The sequence below is a fragment of the Bifidobacterium pullorum DSM 20433 genome (assembly GCF_000771405.1).
Taxonomy (GTDB): Bacteria; Actinomycetota; Actinomycetes; order Actinomycetales; family Bifidobacteriaceae; genus Bifidobacterium; species Bifidobacterium pullorum.
The window spans coordinates 184,878-204,970 of sequence record NZ_JDUI01000003.1 but is presented as its reverse complement, the minus strand read 5'-3'; the positions used below and the strand labels follow the sequence as shown (position 1 = coordinate 204,970).

Sequence of the window (20,093 nt, the reverse complement as noted above, 5' to 3'; positions counted from 1 at the left end):
ATCTACATCATCGTGTGCATCCCGCTGATCCTGTGCAGCTTTCTCTTCTGCAAGGAGACGGTCGTCAACGTCAATGTGTTCGATAAGCCCGTCAAGTTCTCCGAGTCGCTGGGCTCGTTGTTGAAGAACCCGATGCTGCTCCTGCTGGTGGTTTCGAGCACGTTGGGTACAGCCGCGTCTCTGACCCGCGTCGGCACGCAGGTGTACTACTACCAGTATTCGCTGCAGCGTGCGGACCTGGCCGGCACGATCATGGTGGCCTATCAGGTGGGGCAGTTCCTGGTCCCGTTCGTCGTTCCCGCGCTGATCAAGGTTGCAGGTAAGAAGATGAGCATGATTGCCACGAACCTGCTGGACGGCGGGGCGTTGTTGGTCCTGTTCCTACTCGGTCCGGACGCGAATCCGATTCTGGTGGTCATCGGTTCGTTCTTCGTCGGCTTCTTCGCGATGACGGCGCTGATCATGTTCTCCGCCACGTCGGACTGTGTGGAATACGGGTATTACCGCAACGGCCAGCGCATGCCGGGTGCCTCCGTGGGCGTGATGGCGATGAGCATCAAGTTAGGGTTGGCTGTTGGCGGATCGCTCGGCCTGTTCCTGCTTGGCTTGTTCGGTTACCGCCAGGGTGTGGTCGTGGACGAAGTCATGCGCGAGAACATCAACTTCGTGGTCAATGCGGTGCCTGCCATTCTTACGTTCCTGTGCGTGATTCCGCTCATCCCGTACAAGTTGACCAACAAGCGCATGAAGGAGATCAACGCTAAGAACGCAGAAGCCGACGCCATACTCGCCAGTCGGAATGCCAGCGTCGATTAGCGTCGATTGATGTGTCTAGGCCGTGGATAATGATACGGTTCGAATAGTGTTGTCTATCCGTCACATCCCCGCCACATTCCTCTCAGCGAGCTTTGAGGGAAACGCTGAAGTTCCTCCAAGCAACGAGCGGTTATATGGATGTCGTCAGCAGTTACAGCTGGTGGCGAGGTTCCGGTGGAACCCCATAACTGAACCCTTCTTCTCTCTTCTCTCTCACCCGGCGGCTCCCTCCGCCGGGTTTCTCTTTGTTTCAGTGGGATCCAACATAAACGCTACGTCGTTTGCGTGCAGCCGTATAGCTGCGATAGACTAATCTGCAAGAAATTAGTCTATATTCTAGTCTATGGGGGGCTTGTGATCAGGGATTTGTCGGAAATGCCAGCGCTTGTTCATTTCCTACTGGGGGATGTGGAAACCGAGGTTGTTGAATACAAGGAAGCAAAACGAAATTTTGATTTCGAGAAGCTGGGCAAATACTTTTCAGCGCTTAGCAACGAAGCGAATCTTCGCGGCGTGGAGTGCGGATGGCTTCTATTCGGGGTGACCAATAAGAGGGAGATATGCGGCACTGCTTATCGGCAGGAGCAACGACATCCGAGTGTCGGGCTTCGTAGCCTTAAACACGAAATCGCGGAGAACCTCAACAACGGTCTTACATTCGAAGAGATTTACGAGTTCGACGTAGACGGGAAACGTGTGGTGGCGTTTCAGATACCGCCGTGCGAGTTTGCCTCTCCGACAACGTGGCGCGGTATTCCGTGGTCGCGGGAGAATGAGTCGCTTGTGCAGATGCCCCGGTTCAAACTGGAGGCGATTTGGGGACAGTCGCGCCCCGACTGGTCGAAAAAGGTGTCATTCGAGGCGAATCTCGACGACCTCGATCCTGAGGCGATTCGATTCGCATGCGAGCGTTACGTTGACAAGTACGCCGTGAAGCAACCTGCCGTAAAGTCGCTTGACGAGGGGGAGATGCTTCGCAAGATGGGTTTCCTCGTCCACGGCCACATCACAAACGCTGCGATTGTGCTTCTTGGACGCCCCGAGTCGACCGTCTTCCTCGGAGGGGCGGCCCCCAGAATCACGTGGACTCTTTACGCCTCCGATGGACGCGTGGAGACATATGAGCATTTCGATCCGCCGTTCATCCTTCAGGTGGACAAGGTGCTGGGGAAAATCAGGAACGAGCGGTACCGCTATTTCGATAGTCGGGTCACGCTATTTCCTACCCTCGCCAACAAATACGACCCTGAGGTCATCCGTGAGCTGTTGCATAACGCCATCGCCCATCAGGACTACCGAAATTCAGGCAAGATCAACGTGTTGGAATACGAGGACCGCCTCGTGTTCAAGAATGAGGGTTCCTTCATTCCCGGAACCATTGAAAGGGCGCTGGAACCCGGCTATAAGCCGCCGTATTACCGGAATCGCCTGCTTGCGGACGCGATGGTCAATACGGAGATGATTGATCAGAACGCTATAGGTATCAGGAACGTTTACGAGATCCAGCGTGGCAGGATGCTGCCTTTGCCCACCTACGACCTTTCGGAACGAAATCGTGTCTCGGTCACCATTTATGGCAGGGTTCTTGACGAAGCGTATACGCGATTGCTCGCTGCGGAGCCGGAGATGGACCTTGAGACAGTCTTCATGCTTGACCTCGTTCAGAAGAGAAGTCCTATCACTCGGGAACAAGCGAGGGTTCTTCGCAGCAGGGGCCTTGTCGAGGGCCGCTATCCGAAGCTTACGCTCTCGTCGAAAGTCGCGGGGATTATCGGTACCCATGAGGAGTATGTGCGGCGGAAGGGGTTGGACGCGAGCATCTGCAAAGAGCTCATCATAAAGCTTCTGCGCACTCGTCCATGCACGCGGGCGGAAGTTGTTTCCGCCATATCGCACGCACTCCCGGAAGACATGAACGACGCACAGCGCAAGAAGCATGTGAGCTATTTGCTTCAGGAACTACGCAAGGAGCGCCGCATCAGGCCTGACGGCGCACGGGGGAACGCACAGTGGATGTTAGACGAATAGACTAGAGAATAGACTAATAGTTTGCGTTTCTAGTCTGCTCGGCGGGCTCATCAAGCTGCATGCGTGCATTTCCTTCGCTATTTGGAATTATGTCATCGAGGCGTATTCCCAGATTGGCGCGTGTCCTCAGTTGACTCTGGCGGGCAAACCGGCGGTATCGTGTTTCGTCTTTTCGATGGAGGGTGGGTTGAAGAAAGGTAAACGATGTACTATGGTGGTGGGCACAACAGTGGGATATCGCAGCGGATACCGGCCCGACGATGAGGATTGGGGAGCGATTCCCGCATGTGAAAGGAACCGTACATGCAGTATCGTAACGTCGGCAAGGCCGGCATCAAGGTCAGCGAGATCGCGCTGGGCAGCTGGATGACCCGGCTCGAGGACACGGCGGCCGTGGAGAACGCGGCGCAGATCGTACGCAAGGCATGGGAGGCCGGCGTCAACTTCTTCGACTGCGCCGACGCCTACTCCGGCGGCGACGCCGAGATCTTCCTCGGCCGCGTGCTCAAGGAGTATCCCCGTGACGAGGTCGTGGTGTCCAGCAAGGTGTTCTTCCCGACCGGCCCCGGTGCGAACCAGCACGGCCTGTCCCGCAAGCACATCCTGGCCAACTGCGAGCGGAGCCTGAAGAACCTCGGCATGGACTACATCGACTTGTACTACTGCCACCGCTTCGACCCGACCACCCCTATGGAGGAGACCCTGCAGGCGTTGAGCGATCTGGTGGATCAGGGCAAGATCCTGTATTACGGCGTCTCGGAGGAGTGGAGCGCCGCCCGCCTCGAGCGCGCCCAGCGCATCATCTCCGAGCGCGGCCTGCACCCGATGACGGTGGTCCAGCCGCAGTACCACATGATGGACCGCTACATCGAGCATGAGATCGTCGAGACCTGCGAACGCTACGGCATCGGCATCACCCCGTTCTCCCCGCTGGCGCAGGGGCTGCTGACCGGCAAGTACCGCAAGGGCCAGCCGCTGCCGGAAGGCTCGCGCGCCACTTGGCAGGCCGACCGCCAGATCAACGACCTGCTCACCGACGAGAACCTGGACAAGGTCGAGGAGCTGCGCAAGGTGGCCGACGGGCTGGGCCTTGCGATGCCGGTGCTCGCGCTGGCGTGGATCCTGCGCCTGCCGGTCATCAGCTCGGTGATCGTCGGCGCCAGCAAGCCCAGCCAGCTCGAATCGAACCTGGCGGCCTCGGGCGTGGAGCTGCCGGCGGACGCGCTCGCCGAGATCGACCGCATCCTCGGCTTCCATCGGTTCGAGCGCCATATCGGCTGACGATCGGGAGCGAACAAACGCGGTGTGGCCCAAACTCGTTTGGGCCACACCTAAGTGGCCCTTGTGATGCAGGGTGCCGGCGTTGGTGCGCCATATGGACCTGACAGGCGCCGGCAGCCACGAAAAAACCACATACATCCGCATAGGGCTAAGCAGTCGGAAAACGTTGCGATGACGCGGCAACACGCGGATGTGGTACATGGTTGCAGTCGTTGACGGTTGTTCTAGAATGAACCGCGTTTGCGAATCCGAACAGGGGGTTCGGCCGGGAGAAGAGCCGGTGACGGGACTACTCGAAACACGACGGACGTGAATCGTAGCGGCCGCGGAATGGCCGCACCACAAAACCGAAACCGAAAACCAAGCAAACACAATCCAAGAGTCAGCCGGTGACCGTCGAACGGGACGGCGGCGTAGCCATGCACACCGGGTCCTGCGCGGCCGTGTCCGTCCAACGGCACCGACGCGTCTCACGGATTGCCTACCTACCACAGGAGTGAGGGTTCCCATACCATGTATGTCGATCCGAACCGCAATCAGCAGGCCAGCAACTACCGCTGGATCCTGCCGTACTGCAAACCCGACCTGCCACGAGTGCTCGGCGCGGTGCTGCTGTTCATCGTCAATGACACGATGGCGCTGATCATCCCGCTGATCACCGGTGTGATCGTGGACCAGGTCATCACCGGCGGCCACGCCGACATGCTGACACGGCTGTGCCTGATCATGATCGTGTTCACGCTGATCCGCGTGGGCTCCCGCTACGGCTACCAGATGTTCATGGAGCGCTTCGGGCAGAACACGATCTTCCGCCTGGTCTCCGACCAGTACGAGAAGCTGCACCAGCTCGATTTCACCTACTTCAACCACACCCGCGTCGGCGACATCATGAGCCGCATGACCTCCGACACCGACGCGATGCGCCACTTCCTGTCCTGGACCACCTACAACATCCTCGACTGCATCGTGATGTTCATCGGCGCGATCTGCGTGATGTTCGCCATCGACTGGCGACTCGCCCTCGCCCTGGCCTGCGTGACCCCGTTCATCTGGCTGTTCGCCCGCCAGCTGTCCAGCCACGCGCGCCCGCTGTTCCTCGACATCCGCAACTCCCTGGCCTCGCTCAACTCGATGGTGGAGGAGAACATCGAAGGCAACCGCGTGGTCAAGGCCTTCGTGCGCGAAGACTTCGAAACGCAGAAGTTCGACGAGCACAACGAGGACTACATGCAGCGCAACATGGCGCAGGCCTACAACTCCCGCCGCTACCTGCCCTGGCTTGACGGCTGCTCGTTCTCCCTGCAGCTGATCACCCTGGTGTTCGGCGGCTGGCTCGTCATCAACGGGTACATGACCCTCGGCAACCTGGTGAGCTTCAACAGCTTCCTGTGGATGATCGACGGCCCCGTCCGCCAGTTCGGCTGGCTGCTCAACGACGCCCAGCGCTTCAACGCCAGCTGCGTGAAGATCCGTCGTCTGCTCACCGCCAAGTCGCGCATCGTCGAGAAGCCCGACGCCGAGGAGACGGTCAAGCAGGCCGTGACCATACAGAGCCAGGTGGGCCAGCAGCGCGCCGCCGCCCCCGACCGCATCAGCGGCGAGATCCGCTTCGACCACGTCAGCTTCGCCTTCCCGGACGACCCGAACACGCCGATCCTCAAGGACCTCGACTTCTTCGTCCCCGCCGGCACCAAGCTCGGCATCCTCGGCGAGACCGGCGCGGGCAAGTCCACGCTCGTCAACCTCATCTCCCGGTTCTACGACCCGACCGTCGGGCACGTCGTCATCGACGGCATCGACGCCCGCGACTGGCCGCTGACCACCCTGCGCTCGCAGGTGTGCGTCGTCGCGCAGGACACGTTCCTGTTCTCCGACACCATCGGCGGCAACATCGCCTTCGGCGCCGGCAGCAACCGCGACGAGAACTACATCCGCCGCATGGCCACCATCGCCGGCGCCGACGGATTCATCCGCTCGATGCCCGACGGCTACAACACCGTCGTCGGCGAACGCGGCGTCGGCCTGTCCGGCGGACAGAAGCAGCGCCTGTCGCTCGCCCGCGCGCTCGCGGACGACCCGGCCATCCTGATCATGGACGACACCACCAGCGCCGTGGACATGGAGACCGAGGCCGAGATCCAGCAGCACCTCAAGGACATGGGCGGCGCGAAGACCATCATCACCATCGCCCACCGCATCTCCTCGATCAAGGACGCCGACCTGATCCTGGTCCTCGAGCACGGCCAGATCGTCGAACGCGGCGACCACGCCAGCCTGGTCAAGGCGCACGGCCGGTACTGGGAGATCTACAAGAAACAGCTCGGCATGCAGTCCGGGCGCTCGCAGGGATACGACGAGTAAGGAAGGAGGAACCGACCATGGCACAACGCAACACCTACCGTGAGGACGAGGCGCTCGAGGAGCAGATCAACTTCAAGGACATCCTGCGCATCGGCACCTATCTGAAGCCCTACAAGGCCGATGTCTTCCGCATCTTGGCCGTCGTGATCTTCATGAGCTGCATCTCGGTGTCCATCCCGTACATGACCAAGATCATGATCGACCAGATCATCCCCGCCGGCGACATGGCCAGCCTGCTGATGCTGGGCGGCGTGTTCGTGGTGGCGATCATCGTGTTCGAGCTCTGCCTGCGGTACCGCACCGTGGCGATCACGCGCGTGGGCCAGCTGATGCTCAAGGACATGCGCCGCGACATCTTCACGCACATCCAGACCCTGCCGTTCAGCTACTTCGATTCGCGCCCGCACGGCAAGATCCTGATCCGCGTGGTCAACTATGTGAACACGCTGTCCGACACGCTCTCCAGCGGTCTGATCAACGTGATCTCCGACGTGTTCACGTTCATCATCACGCTGGTGGTGATGTTCGCGATCGACTGGCGGCTCGCGCTGTTCAGCCTGGTGCTGTTCCCGGTGCTCATCATCTGGGTGCGCGTGCTGCAGTATTTCCAGCGCAAGGCCTACCAGAAGCTCTCCAACAAGCAGAGCAACCTGAACGCCTATATCCACGAGTCGATCGCCGGTGTCAAGACCACGCAGACCTTCGCGCAGGAGCAGGCCCAGTACAAGACCTTCCAGGAGCAGTACGCCGACCAGCGCCGCGCGTGGATGCACGCCGTGCACATCCAGTTCCTCATGTGGCCGGGCGTGCAGACCATCTCCGTCATGACGATCTCGTTCATCTACTACGTGGGCGTGATGGGATTCGGCGGCGTGAGCGTGACCACCGGCGTACTCATCGCGTTCGTGGGTTACGCGAACAACTTCTGGAACCCGGTCATCAACATCGGCAACTTCTACAACCAGCTGATCACCTGCTCGGCCTACCTGGAGCGCATCTTCGAGACACTGGACGTGGTGCCGGAGATCCGCAACAAGGAGAACGCCTGCGACCTGCCGCAGATCCGCGGTCGCGTGGACTTCAACGACGTGGTGTTCCGCTACGAGGAGGGTGGCCGCAACATCCTGAACCTGGTGGACTTCCATGTGGAGCCGGGCAGGACGATTGCGCTGGTCGGCCCCACCGGCGCCGGCAAGACCACGATCATCAGCTTGCTCTCCCGGTTCTACGACGTCTCCGAAGGCTCGGTGACGATCGACGGGTACGATGTGCGCGACGTGACGCTCGAATCGCTGCGCCGGCAGATGGGCGTGATGCTGCAGGACACGTTCATCTTCTCCGGCAACGTGCGCGAGAACATCCGCTACGGCAAGCTGGACGCCACGGATGAAGAGATCGAGGCCGCGGCCAAGGCCGTGCACGCCCACGAGTTCATCATGGAGCTGCCCGACGGGTACGACACCGTGGTGGAGGAGCGCGGCTCGACGCTGTCGGCTGGGCAGCGCCAGCTCATCGCGTTCGCCCGTGTGCTGCTCGCCGATCCGCGGATCCTAATCCTGGACGAGGCCACGTCGAACATCGACACCCGCACCGAGGAGGCGTTGCAGGCGGGCCTGAACCACCTGCTCGAGGGCCGCACCTCGTTCATCATCGCGCACCGTCTGTCCACCATCGAGAACGCGGACGAGATCTTCTACATCGACCACGGGCAGATCATGGAACACGGTTCGCATGACGAGCTGTTGGCGCAGAAGGGCGCGTACTACCGCCTGTACGAGTCGCAGTACGCGATGATCCGCGCCGCGCACAACGCGGATCTGTGAGCCTCGGCCCCTGCTGGAACGGAACATCGCTTCAGTGGGCGGATGATGGCTTCAGTGGGCGCCTCGCGGGGGATTTCCTCCGCGAGGCGCCTTGATATTGCAAGGATTAACGGGCCGGGTCTCGGCTGTGGGGCGCCCACTGAAGCGTCAACCCGCCCAGTGAAGGAAGATTGAGGGCGGAAGGAGACGCGTTGCTGGCGAGGGACTTTGGCCGCTCCGGTTCGATTTCGCCAGTTGTGGAACGAGGCGAGATTAACACCTACCGTTATCCGAATATGCCGTGATGTTCGAAGAATCGGGTCTGAATCATTTGTAAAATCCAGTCTGACTAATTCGAAAAAGCCTTAGTGAATCATTCGAAAAAACCATAGTACAATAGTTGAAAAAGCAAGTTTGCATTGTTCTCATGTGTAGGATGTGCGCTAGGAGCCACCCGGTGCGCATCCGCGCGGCCATGAAACGGCATCTGGCCGACCCTTCGCTGGCTGCGGCGGCTATCGGCGGTACCGCGGAAACGTTGCGGACCGATCCGAAGACGTTGGGGTTCCTGTTCGAATCATTGGTGACGCATGATGTGCTGGTATATGCCCGTGCCATGGATGCGCAGGTGATGCACTACCGGGATGATTCTGGTCTGGAAGTGGATCTGATCGTGGAGATGCGGGACGGGACGTGGGGTGCGTTCGAGGTGAAGCTGGGTGCCGTGCAGATTGATGAGGGAGCCGCCAATGTGCTGCGGCTTGATCGTAAGATGAGCGAACGGGGGCAGCGTCCTGCTTCGGTGAAGGCCGTCATCGTGGGGGTGGGGAGCTTCGCATACCGTCGCGACGATGGCGTGCAGGTTATTCCACTGGATACGTTGGGCGTGTGAGCGGCGCTGATAGGTGTACGACGCCCATGGGTTCGCGCATTCGGCATACGCCGAGGACGGCGGTGTAGACTGAGCGGGAACGCATGCGGTCACCATGGTGGGATGGAGGTGTTCGATGTCGGAGCGGAACGACGATGATATGACCGGTATGTCAGGTGACGCCGGGCGCCACGATGATCCCGGTGCGCGCGAGGGCATCGTCTTTACCGAGGAGCAGCGGGAGGCGTTGGCCGGGCTGGCCAGCGAGAACACCTACGCCAAGCAGTCGAAATGGAAGACGCTGCACGAACTGCCGATGAAGGACAAGTGGCCGTTCTTCGCCCAGCATTTCCTCGGTGCCACCGTGGCCATTGTGGCGGCCGTGGTGGCGGTGATCGCGTTCGTGGTGAATTTCGTGACCCAGCCGCCGGATCCGCTGCTGTACATCGCCGGCGTGAATATGTCGCAGGGGTATACCGAGCCGATGGAGGCTTTGGAACGGCGGTTCGTGGCCGATGAGGGGCTGGACTCCGAGCTGGTCACCTACGATGCGAACTTCACCATCACCGAAACCGGCGTGAGCGGCGGCATGGTGGACGGCAGCTCCCGGTTGTTCACGATGGCCTCCGTCGGACAGGTGAACACCATCATCACCGACGAGGAGACGTTCCGGGAGTTGTGCGAGCGTGGACTGACGTCCGCGCTGGAGGAGGTGCTGCCCGCAGACCAGATCGAATCGTTTGAATCGGCGGGGATCACGGTCGATTCCGGTGTGAAGGATGCGCAGGGCGATCGGTTGCCGCTCAAGGGACTCGACCTGGACCGTTCCGCCGAATGGACGGCGGACGGCGACCTGCCCGAAGACGCGGTGCTGTGCTTCTCCAACGTGACGGAGACCGGCGTGGAATACCCGCGGGCGTTCGTGGAATTCCTCGATTTCGCCTGATTTCCGAGGTGTCTGGACCAGACGCCTCCGGTTACTGGGTTCCGGCTCGTTCAGTGGGTGCCGGGCCCTCGGCGATTGCCGGCGATGGTGGATTGACGGAGTCCAGTTGAGTTGTCCGCTGACGCAGGATGTGCGACGATGATTCCGCATCGGCGTGTACAGTCCACCGCATCGACGATTTGTCCACCTGCTGCCGGTGGCCATGTTCGCTATCGTGGACGGCATCCCATGCCGGAATATGATGCGCGAACCGAGCCATCCGCGCCCGGAATGCACCTGTAAGGAAGGAAACCCCATGCAAGAGCACAACGCACAACACAGCCGTCCGCTGGAGGTGTCCCGCGTCACCGTGACCGACGCGTTCTGGCACACCGAACAGGAGCTGGTGCGCACCGCGGTCATCCCCTTCCAGTGGGACGCGCTGAACGACAACGTGCCCGGTGCCGCCCCCAGCTACTGCATGCACAACTTCAAGGCTGCCGCGCGCCAGAACGCGTCCAAGGCCGCCCAGGGCAAGGCGTTCGTGCCCCCGACCTACACGTTTCGCGGCTTCGAGGCGCTGCCGGAGGATCCCGCGCACCCCGATCCGGACGCGTTCTATGGCTTCGTGTTCCAGGACTCCGACTTCTCCAAGTGGATCGAAGCGGTCGGCTACAGCCTGGCGCAGCACCCCGATCCCGAACTCGAGGCCACTGCCGACGCCGCCATCGACATCGTCTGCAACGCCCAGTTGGATAACGGCTACCTGGACACCTACTACATCCTCAACGGCATGGACCGCGCGTTCACCAACCTGAAGGACCACCACGAACTGTACTGCCTGGGGCATCTGGTCGAGGGCGCCGTGGCCTACTACCAGGGCACCGGCAAGGACAAGCTGCTCAAGGCCGCCTGCCGCTTCGCCGACTACGTGGACTCGGTCTTCGGACGCGACGAGGGCAAGCTGCACGGCTATCCGGGGCATGAGATCGCCGAGATGGCGCTTGTGCGGCTGTACGAGACCACCGGCGAACGCCGGTATCTGGATCTGGCGCGCTACTTCGTCACCGAACGCGGACGCTCGCCGCTGTATTTCGAGGCCGAGGACCGTCGTCGCGCCGAACTCGACGGCACGGCGGTCGAACCGAACACGAACCTGCCCAAGCCGTACGCCTACTATCAGGCGCACGAGCCGGTCGTCGAGCAGACTGAGGCCGTCGGGCATGCGGTGCGTGCCGCCTACTTCTACTCGGGCGTGGCCGACGTGGCCCGCCTGACCGGCGACTCCGACCTGCTGGCCGCATGCGATCGGCTGTGGCGCAACATCGTGGACCGCAAGCTGTACATCACCGGCGGCATCGGCGGCACACACATCGGCGAAGCGTTCTCCTATGACTACGACCTGCCGAACGACACCGCGTATTCGGAGACCTGCGCGGCGATCGCGCTCGCATTCTTCGCCCGCCGTATGCTGCAGATTCGCCCGGTGTCGGAATATGCGGACGTCATGGAGCTGGCCCTGTACAACACCGTGCTGGCGGGCATGGCGATGGACGGCAAGAGCTTCTTCTATGTGAACCCGTTGGAGGTGGACCCGACCGCCTGCCATCGCGACGAGCGCAAGTTTCACGTGAAATCCGTGCGTCAGAAATGGTTCGGATGCGCCTGTTGCCCGCCGAACATCGCCCGCATCGTCGAGTCGATCCAGCAGTACGCCACTACGGTGAGCGACGATTCGTCCACCTTGTACACTCATCTGTACGTGGGTGGTGAGGCAACGGTCGAGCTTGGCGGGCGGCCGGTGGCGCTCGTGATGGACGCGAACCTGCCGTGGCGGGGCGACGGCCGTGCGGTGGTGCGGATTGCGGACAAATCGGACATGCCTGCCAATGCTGTGACCACTGCCACGTTGGCCTTCCGCCTGCCGGCCTGGGCGGGCGGCGAGGCGGCGGCCGACGCGATCCGCGTTGAGGGCGCCGCCGGCAGCCGCCTCTCGCGCGAGGTGCGTGACGGCTACCTGTACCTCACCGGCGAATGGCGGGATGGCGATACGGTGACGTTCGACTTCCCGATGCCGGTGCGGATGCTCGCCGCGAACCCGAATGTGCGCGAGGACGCCGGCAAGGTGGCGTTCATGCGCGGACCGGTGACGTACTGCGCCGAGGGTATCGATAATGGCGCGGCGTTGCACCTGTTGCACGTGGACGCTGCGGCGGTCGCGGCCGACCCGGACGAGGTGCGCATCGAGCGGACCGGGTTCCACGCCGGAGCCGAAGGTCTGGATGAGCGAGGAACCGGCGAGGTCGAATCCGTCGAGCGTGACATCGTCCGACTGACGGTTCCCGGCTGGCGTGAGTCCGGTGACGTCCGGAGTGTTACCGGCGGCCCGCTGTATGCCGCCTGGCATCCGGCTGAGCGCGAGTCCGCGTCGATCACGTTGATCCCGTACTTCGCATGGGCCAACCGCGGCGAGACCGAGATGACCGTCTGGCTGCGTGTGTGAGCGTATGGCGGTGATGGTTGGGCGGCTGGATGGGCCGGTGGCGTTCCAATCGGTCGGGCGGTTCGTGTCCGGGCCGGGGTGGCGGCATATGCGGCGCACGATGGACCAGCATGAACTGGTGTTTGTGCGCCGGGGTGTGCTGCCGATCCGTGTCGGGGAACGCCGGATGCACATCGCCGCGCATGAGGTGGCGCTGTTCCCGCTTGATGTGGAGCATGCCGGCACCGAGTCCATCACTGCCGACCTGGAGTTCTATTGGATGCATTTCCGATTGCCCGTGTGCGCCGTTGCGCAGGCCGATGCCGGCCGGACGGTTGCGGGGTGTGCCGTCGGCATGGACACGGCAGCGGAGGTGGATGCAGGGCATCGCGCGGTCGGAGGAAACGGCGATGACGGGTTGCATCCCATGATGTCCGGCAGTGCGCTGCCGAAGGATGACCGGTATCTTATCCTGCCTGATCTGGCCGAGGTCGCGAATCCGGATCGACTGTCCGTCATGTTCGCCCAGATGGTCGATCTGTTCGCCGAATTCGGCCCATACCGTAACGCGTACTGCGATTACTTCGCCACCAGCCTGTTGCTGGAGGTCTCGGCGCAGGAGCGGGCGCGGAGATCGGGGCGGACATCGGATTCCGGGCTGGCGGCCATGCGGTCGGTACGCGCATGGCTGAGGGCGAACGCGTATGAGGATGTCACCGTGGCTGGTGTGGCCGAACGGTTCCACTACACGCCCAGTTACCTGACCTCGCTGTACCGGCGGGTGTTCGGCATCGGCGTCGCCGAACAGATCGCCGAATACCGGATCGACCGGGCGCGCGAACTGCTGTCGTCCACCACCAGCCCCGTGACCGATATCGCCGCCGAGGTGGGATACGACGACCCTAAGTATTTCATGCGTGTTTTCAAACGCCGTACCGGCCTGACGCCGACCCAATACCGTGAAGCCTTCCCCGCGCGCCTGTTCAACACGGAGTGAGGCCGGTGGATTCGCGGGCGATGAGGCGGTGGCCGACGATGGCGCGGGAGGCGGGGCGACGGTCTGTGCCATCGGCATGGTGTGTCTCGTCGATGCGCCGGATCAGTGCGTCCAGCGTGAACCGGGCCAGCTGGTCGAAATCGATGGCGATGGTGCTCAACGAGGGGGTGGCGTACGCACCTTCGGCGATGCCGTCGAACCCGATGATTCTGACGTCCGCCGGCGCGCGCAGGCCGAAATCGACGTCGTACTTGCCGACCCGCAGACGAAACGTATCTTGCTGGGAGAATGCACGTGGCGCAACTCGTTCAACGAGACCGAAGCCGTGGAGGCGCTTCTCGGTCGGGAGGGGCTCATCCCCGGGTACGACGATACGCGGTTCATGGTTTTCAGCAAGCATCCGATGTCCAACGCCACCCGCGATAGGTATGCCGGTAAGGTGGACTTCGTCACCGCCGAGGAATTGTGTCGGCGCTGATGCCAAAACCTGCGCGGTCGTCGAGTCCCTGACCGTGGCCGGATCAGTTGGCGAAGGTGTCCTCGATCGCCTCGTACTCGGCCTCGGTGATCGGCAGGATCGCGCCGTGGCGCTTCTTGAGCCGGCCGAAGTCGATGTCGTCGGCCACGGACCAATCCTGCGGGTCGCGGGAACCGAGGTCCGCCGAACGGAACGGCGTGTACCCCTTGCCCTCCGCATACTGATCGCACATCAGGCCGTAGCGCATCGGACGTCCGTTCACCGTCGCCACGTCGTCGTCATTGAACACGAACAGCTCCGGCCCCTCCAGATAGTGCTCCGAATAGCGGCCGTTACCCAACAGATCGGTGAGCGTGCCGACGAAACTCCACTCGTTCGGGTCGTCGGTGCGCAGCACCTCGCGCGCGACCGCGTACGGGTTGCGGGTCCTCTCGATCGTGATCTCGGAGTCCTTGGACGCGCGGTACCACCAGCCGTCATCGTCGCGCAGCATGGTGGTGTCGATGATGACGTTCTTGCGGTCGATCCACTTGACCGGGTCGGAGAATGTACGGAAATCGGCGGTGGTGGCGTAGTACATGTTCGTCGGGTCGCCGAGTTCGTTGTTCAGTGCCGCCGCATCGCTGCCCGCGGGAGCGTCCGCATTCGTTTTGGTGGCCCAGAACACGATCCATTGGCCGCGGTCCGGATCCCAGGCGGCCTCGGGCGCCCAAGCCATGCCGGCGCCGGGAATCTTGGAGGCCACGTCGACCAGCCGCGGCTCGCTCCAGTGAGACAGGTCGGGCGAATCCCAGATCACCAGGCCGGTGGAGCCGTTCTCGGTCGCACCGTCATGCGGACCCCAGCCGCCGCGGTGGTAGATGCTCAAATCGGTGGCGACGATGTGGAACCCGCCACGCGGGTCGCGAACGATATGCGGATCACGCACGCCGCCTTCGCCGCCCTTCCAGGTCAGCACGGGGAACCCAGCCTCCCGCAGGTCGCGCCAGTGGCGGCCGTCGCGGCTTAGCGCGAAGTAGAGCTGTTCGTCGGTTTCGGACTGCTCCAAGCCGGTGAAATGCACGAACAGATAGGCGGTGGTGGGTTCTGAAGCGTTCATCTGGACTCCTTGTGCGGAAACGCGTATATCCCGCCGTCCTGCGCCGGGCGGCGGTGATTGCAGCCAGCGATGCTGATAGTATATCAACCGTAATGGTACAACGTTTTCGTACGGGTCGTCGCCGACCCGCGCCCAAAGGCGATCGGCGCGGCGGAAAGGGGAATCAATGAGCGCAGCAACCAAAGCATGGCGTCCGCCGATGGGCTGGAACAGCTGGGATTCATACGGCACCACCGTCACCGAGGCCGAGGTGCTCGCCAACGCGCGGTTCATGGCCGAACATCTACTGGACGCCGGGTGGGATACGCTCGTCATCGACATCGACTGGTACGACCCGACCGCCCGCGCCCACGGCTACAACGAGAACGCGCCGCTCATCCTCGACGAATACGGCCGGCAGCTGCCCGACCCGCAGCGGTTCCCGTCATCGGCCAACGGCCGCGGTTTCGGGCCGATCGCCGAACAGGTGCACGCGCTCGGCCTGAAACTCGGCGTGCACATGATGCGCGGCATCCCACGCATCGCCGTCGAGAACGACCTGCCGGTGCTCGGTACCGACTACACGGCCCGCGAAATCGCCGACCTCGACCACGTCTGCGTGTGGAACCCCGACAACTACGGTCTGAACCAGAACCATCCCGGCGCGCAGGCTTGGTACGACGCGCAGATCGACCAGTTCGCCGCTTGGGGACTCGACTTCCTCAAGGTCGACGACATGCAGACCCCGTTCCACGCCGACGAGATCGCCGCCTACCATCGCGCCATCGCCAAAGCCGAAGCCAAATACGGGCGTGAGATCACGCTGTCGTTGTCGCCCGGCGGCTGGGTGTCCACCGGCTACGTGGACTTCCTGCGCGGCAACGCCGAGATGTGGCGCATCTCCGACGACCTGTGGGACCGCTGGGAGGACATCTACCAGCAGTTCGCACGCCTGGCCCGCTGGGCGCCATTCCAAACCACCGGCCACTGGGCCGACGCCGACATGCTCCCACTCGGCCACATCGGCCTGCGCGCCGAACGCGGCGACGACCGCGACTGCCGCCTGACCCCCGACGAACGCCGCTCATTGCTCGCCCTGTGGTGCATGGGCCGCAGCCCGCTTATGGTCGGCGGCGACCTGCCCACCTCCACGCCTCAGACCATCGCCGCGCTCGCCAACCCCGCGCTGCGCGAGGTCACCGCCGGGTCCCGCAACAACCACGAGACCGTGCGCGAGCGGATCTTCGCCAGTTGGGACGACGAGAGCTCCTACCGCGGCGAACTCATCGTGTGGGCCGCCGACGCCGTCGACTGGGCCGACGGCACGATGTCCGCGCACGACGGCGGCCACTACGCCGCGCTGTTCTGGACCGGCGACGATGCGTACGAGCTCGGCCGGAACATCGAGTTGCAGTCGATTGTGGGACTGGACGAACGCGACGGCCGTTGGACGCTGACCGACCTGTTCGCCGGCATCGAGGACGGCGCCACGCCCGCCGACGTGCGGATCGAGGGCGAAGGAGCCGACCGTGTGATTCGCGGCACCATCCCGCCCCACGGCGTGCTGTGGATCGCCCTCGATCCCAAGTGAATCAGATCATGCCGTTCAGGGCGTGATCGGCGCCGTTGCGGGCGAACAGCGGGAGCACGTCGAGCGGCGCGTCGACTGTGATGGTCCGACCGCCGGCGTACTCGGCGCCGTCGTGCAGATTCGTCCACGTGGTCGACTCGTCGCCCGGCAGATAGACCTCGCGCGAGCGCGCGCCGAGCTCGGTGACGGGTGCCACGAGCAGGTCCGGGCCGAACAGATACTCGTCGGCCACGTCGGCTGCGGCCTCGTCGTCCGGGAACTCGTAGAACAGGCCGCGGGCGACCGGCTGGCCGTCGGCGTGCGCCTGCGCGAACAGGTCGCGTGTGTACGGGCGCATCGTCTCGCGCACGGCGATGTACTTGCGCACGATCCGTTCGACGTCCTCGCCGTAGCTCCACGGCTCGTTGTCCGCGCCGGTGTGGATGTGGTCGATCGGGTTGCCCTTGCGGTCGAACGTCGGCTTGCCGGGCACCTTGGTGGCGGGCGAACGGTCGCCGTGGTTGCGCATCACCGGCGAGAAGCAGGAGAACTGGCACCAGCGCACGTACAGTTCACGGAAGTCCGGGTCGTTCGGGTCGCCGCCTGCGAACCCGCCCATATCGGTGGTGAACCACGGGATGCCGGCCATGCCCATATGCACCTGGCAGGTGATCTGCGCCTTCAGGTCGTCGAACGTGGAGTGCACGTCGCCCGACCAGACCAGCGAACCGTAGCGCTGCGAACCGGCCCAGGCGGCGCGCGTCAGGTTCACGATCTCGCCTTCGCGGCCGATTTCGAGCTGGCCGTCGTAGAACGTCTTGTTGTACAGCTGCGGGTACACGTTGCCGACCTTGTTCACCGGGCCGATGTGATACAGATAGTGGCTGTAGTCGTAGTCGCCGCCCCACTCGGGTTCGGCCTCGTCCAGCCAGAACGCGTCCACGCCCAGGTCGGTGTAGTTGCGCTTGGCCAGCGCCCATACGAACGCGCGCGCCTCGGGGTTCGTGGCGTCGAGGAACTGGTTGTCGCGCGGCCACCACATGCCCACGTCCTTGCCGGCCGTCACGTGGGCCAGATAGTTGTGGGCGCGCATCTCGTCGTAGTTCTCGGATTCCAGGTCGATCTGCGGCCAGACCGACACCATGAGCTTGATGCCCATCTCGTGCAGTTCGTCGGCCATGGCCTTCGGGTCGGGCCAGAACTCCTCGTCGAAGCGGAAGTCGCCCATCAGCGGCCAGTGGAAGAAGTCGATGACGATCAGGTCGACCGGGATGTTGCGGCGTTTGAACTCGCGGGCGGTCTCGAGCAGCTGTTCCTGGTTCCAGTAGCGCAGCTTGCACTGCCAGAAGCCCAGGCCCCATTCGGGCATGACGGGCGCGTGGCCGGTGGCGTCGGCGTACTGCCGTTCGATCTGCGCGGGGGAGTCGCCTGCGGTGACCCAGTAGTCGATCTGGTCGCAGGCGGCGGCCTGCCACTGCGTGCCGGTTTTGGCGAAGGTGGCGCGGCCGACCGCCGGGTTGTGCCAGAGGAAGCCGTAGCCCTTCGAGGAGACGACGAACGGCACCGACACCTGCGAGTTGCGGTGAGCCAGTTCGAGCGAGGTGCCCTTCAGGTCCATGACCGGCTGCTGGTATTCGCCCATGCCGTACAGGTGCTCGTGCGGGTCGGCGTCGAACGTGACCGTGGTGCGGGCGCCGCCGCCGGACAGCGGCTCGTACTTGCGCGCCTTGAGCCGCAGCGCGCCGCCGTCGTCGGTCTCCTTGAACAGCACAGTGCCGTCGGCGTCGGTGAACGTGAGCTCGCAGCGGCCGTCCCAACGGGGCATGCGCGCGGTCACGGTGATGCCTCCGTTGGTCAGGGAGGCCTGGGAGCCGTCATCGGCGATGACGATGGTCGGTGCGGGGGCGTCGGCGGGCGGCGGCAGCAGCGCCCAGTCGGCGTCGGCGATCGGCTGCATGAAGCGGGCCCGGACGCGGATGCTGTTCGCGCCCCATGGTTCGATGCGGACGGTTTCGCCGTCGCCGACCCAGGTCAGGGCGCCGTCGGCGGCGGTGAATGGCGAGGTGATGGTCATGGAAGCTCCTTCGCTGTGTTGGGTGGAATGCGTCCGCGGGTTTATGCGGTCGGGGCGATGCTGCTCCGCCGGGATGCGCGGGATGCATTCCCTGTCGTCACGTGAATTGTAGCGCTAAAATTTCGGTGCGGCAAGCACGTGTGGCTTGGGTGGCGATATCAAGGGGTGCGCCTGCGAATCACAGGCGTTCGCCGCTGCCACGCGATTCGAGCCGGTACCCGAGGGTGATCGTCCGCGGCGGTGCGGTTCCGTCATCCGTGGGGACGTCCGGCCGCTGTCCGATGCGTTCGATGAGCAGATCTAGGCAGACCTCGGCGGCCTGCCTCGGGTCGATGGCCACGCTCGTCAGACCGGGGGAGAGATATCGGCCGTCCTCCACGCCGTCGAACCCGATGACCGCCACATCCTGCGGCACGCGGATCCCGGCGTCGGTCAGCGCCGTGAGCGCGCCGATCGCGATCGGGTCGTTCAGACAGCAGACGCCGTCGAAGTCGCGGCGTTCCTCGAGGATGGCCCGCATGCGGCGGTACCCCGCCTCACGCGTCCAGCCGCAGGGGTAGACGTCGTCGGCGCGGTACGGCAGGCCGTTCGACAGTAGTCCTTCGGCCGTACCCCGGATGCGGCGCCGTTCGGAGGTGTCGGCCTCCGCGAACCGTTCCGGCGGCAGATAGCTGCCGCCGAGCGTCAGCACCCTGCGGCAGCCATGCTCGATCAGATGCCGCATCGCCGCCGCCATGCCTTCGGCGCAGGGGGTGAACACGCAGTCGCAGCGCCTTTCCAGGCCGAACCCGTCCAGCAGCACCAGCGGGTGGGTGCGGGCGAAGGTCTCCATCTCGGCGGAGGCGGAACTGGGCCAGCAGATGATCGTGCCGTCGCAGATCTGGCTGGTGGCGCTGGACAGCATGCGGCGTTCGAAGTCGTGCGAGAACCGCGTCTGCTGCACGATGACTTGGTATCCGAGCGTCTGGGCCCGGTCGGAGATGGCCGCGGCCAGGGCGGCGGGGAAGATCAGGTCGAAGTCGGCGACGGTCAGACCGATGACGTGGGTGCGTCCCGAACTGAGCTGGCGCGCCGCAAGGTTGGGGTGGTAGCCGAGCTCCTCGGCGGCCGCGATGACCTTGCGAGCCGTTTCCGGGCGCACGACCGTCTTGCCCCGGAGCGCGTTCGACGCCGTCATGCGTGAGACGCCGGCGCGTGCGGCGACATCGTCGAGCGTGACCATGGCATCTCCTTCCAAACGGCTCCGGCTCCATGGTATATCGCGCCGCCCCGCGGTCCGCGGCGGATGCGGCATGCCGTGCGACAATGATTGAATCGATTAGCGTGTTGT

14 protein-coding genes are annotated in these 20,093 nt (G+C 63.5%); 10 read left to right on the top strand and 4 right to left on the bottom strand.

The window, feature by feature from the left end:
* From OU11_RS03280 to OU11_RS08620, 9 genes are all read left to right on the top strand, one after another.
* The coding region (locus tag OU11_RS03280; RefSeq protein ID WP_033514452.1) for an MFS transporter at positions 1-816 on the top strand (816 nt) is incomplete at its 5' end.
* A 354-nt stretch (positions 817-1,170) separates the two neighbouring features.
* Positions 1,171-2,844: an RNA-binding domain-containing protein gene (locus OU11_RS03275; RefSeq protein ID WP_241469792.1), complete on the top strand. Its 1,674-nt coding sequence runs from the start codon at positions 1,171-1,173 to the stop codon at positions 2,842-2,844.
* Positions 2,845-3,147: 303 nt separating this feature from the next.
* Entirely contained in the window at positions 3,148-4,125 is a 978-nt protein-coding gene (locus OU11_RS03270) for an aldo/keto reductase family protein (RefSeq protein WP_033514451.1), read from the top strand.
* A 513-nt stretch (positions 4,126-4,638) separates the two neighbouring features.
* On the top strand, positions 4,639-6,486 hold the full coding sequence (locus tag OU11_RS03265; protein WP_033514450.1) for an ABC transporter ATP-binding protein: 1,848 nt from the start codon (positions 4,639-4,641) through the stop codon (positions 6,484-6,486).
* A 17-nt stretch (positions 6,487-6,503) separates the two neighbouring features.
* On the top strand, positions 6,504-8,309 hold the full coding sequence (locus OU11_RS03260) for an ABC transporter ATP-binding protein (RefSeq protein ID WP_033514449.1): 1,806 nt from the start codon (positions 6,504-6,506) through the stop codon (positions 8,307-8,309).
* Between the two features lie 415 nt (positions 8,310-8,724).
* The gene (locus OU11_RS03255) at positions 8,725-9,180 is read left to right on the top strand and encodes a DUF4143 domain-containing protein (RefSeq protein WP_161782754.1); all 456 of its coding nucleotides are present in this window, start codon (positions 8,725-8,727) and stop codon (positions 9,178-9,180) included.
* A 115-nt stretch (positions 9,181-9,295) separates the two neighbouring features.
* Positions 9,296-10,105, top strand: a complete 810-nt coding sequence (locus OU11_RS03250) for a hypothetical protein (RefSeq protein WP_052122584.1) — start codon at positions 9,296-9,298, stop codon at positions 10,103-10,105.
* Positions 10,106-10,400: 295 nt separating this feature from the next.
* A complete protein-coding gene (locus OU11_RS03245) occupies positions 10,401-12,587 on the top strand; it encodes a glycoside hydrolase family 127 protein (protein ID WP_033514447.1) in 2,187 nt (728 codons plus the stop codon).
* A gap of 4 nt (positions 12,588-12,591) precedes the next feature.
* Positions 12,592-13,563: an AraC family transcriptional regulator gene (locus OU11_RS08620; RefSeq protein WP_052122583.1), complete on the top strand. Its 972-nt coding sequence runs from the start codon at positions 12,592-12,594 to the stop codon at positions 13,561-13,563.
* Here the strand turns inward: OU11_RS08620 and OU11_RS09575 are convergent.
* Together OU11_RS09575 and OU11_RS03230 are read right to left on the bottom strand one after the other, a co-directional pair.
* Positions 13,550-13,963: a substrate-binding domain-containing protein gene (locus OU11_RS09575; protein ID WP_223224126.1), complete on the bottom strand. Its 414-nt coding sequence runs from the start codon at positions 13,961-13,963 to the stop codon at positions 13,550-13,552. The two genes, OU11_RS08620 and OU11_RS09575, sit on opposite strands and share 14 nt — an antisense overlap.
* A 121-nt stretch (positions 13,964-14,084) precedes the next feature.
* Entirely contained in the window at positions 14,085-15,140 is a 1,056-nt protein-coding gene (locus OU11_RS03230; protein WP_033514446.1) for an alpha-arabinofuranosidase, read from the bottom strand.
* 199 nt (positions 15,141-15,339) lie between these two features.
* Here OU11_RS03230 and OU11_RS03225 point away from each other — a divergent pair, with 199 nt between their 5' ends.
* Positions 15,340-16,710 (top strand): glycoside hydrolase family 27 protein, encoded by a 1,371-nt coding sequence (locus OU11_RS03225; RefSeq protein ID WP_033514445.1) that lies wholly within the window; start codon positions 15,340-15,342, stop codon positions 16,708-16,710.
* Position 16,711: 1 nt separating this feature from the next.
* On the opposite strand, the gene OU11_RS03220 is transcribed toward OU11_RS03225, so the two are convergent.
* The gene (locus OU11_RS03220) at positions 16,712-18,763 is read right to left on the bottom strand and encodes a glycoside hydrolase family 31 protein (protein ID WP_033514444.1); all 2,052 of its coding nucleotides are present in this window, start codon (positions 18,761-18,763) and stop codon (positions 16,712-16,714) included.
* Between the two features lie 178 nt (positions 18,764-18,941).
* Entirely contained in the window at positions 18,942-19,985 is a 1,044-nt protein-coding gene (locus OU11_RS03215; RefSeq protein ID WP_033514443.1) for a LacI family DNA-binding transcriptional regulator, read from the bottom strand.
* Positions 19,986-20,093 lie beyond the last annotated feature (108 nt).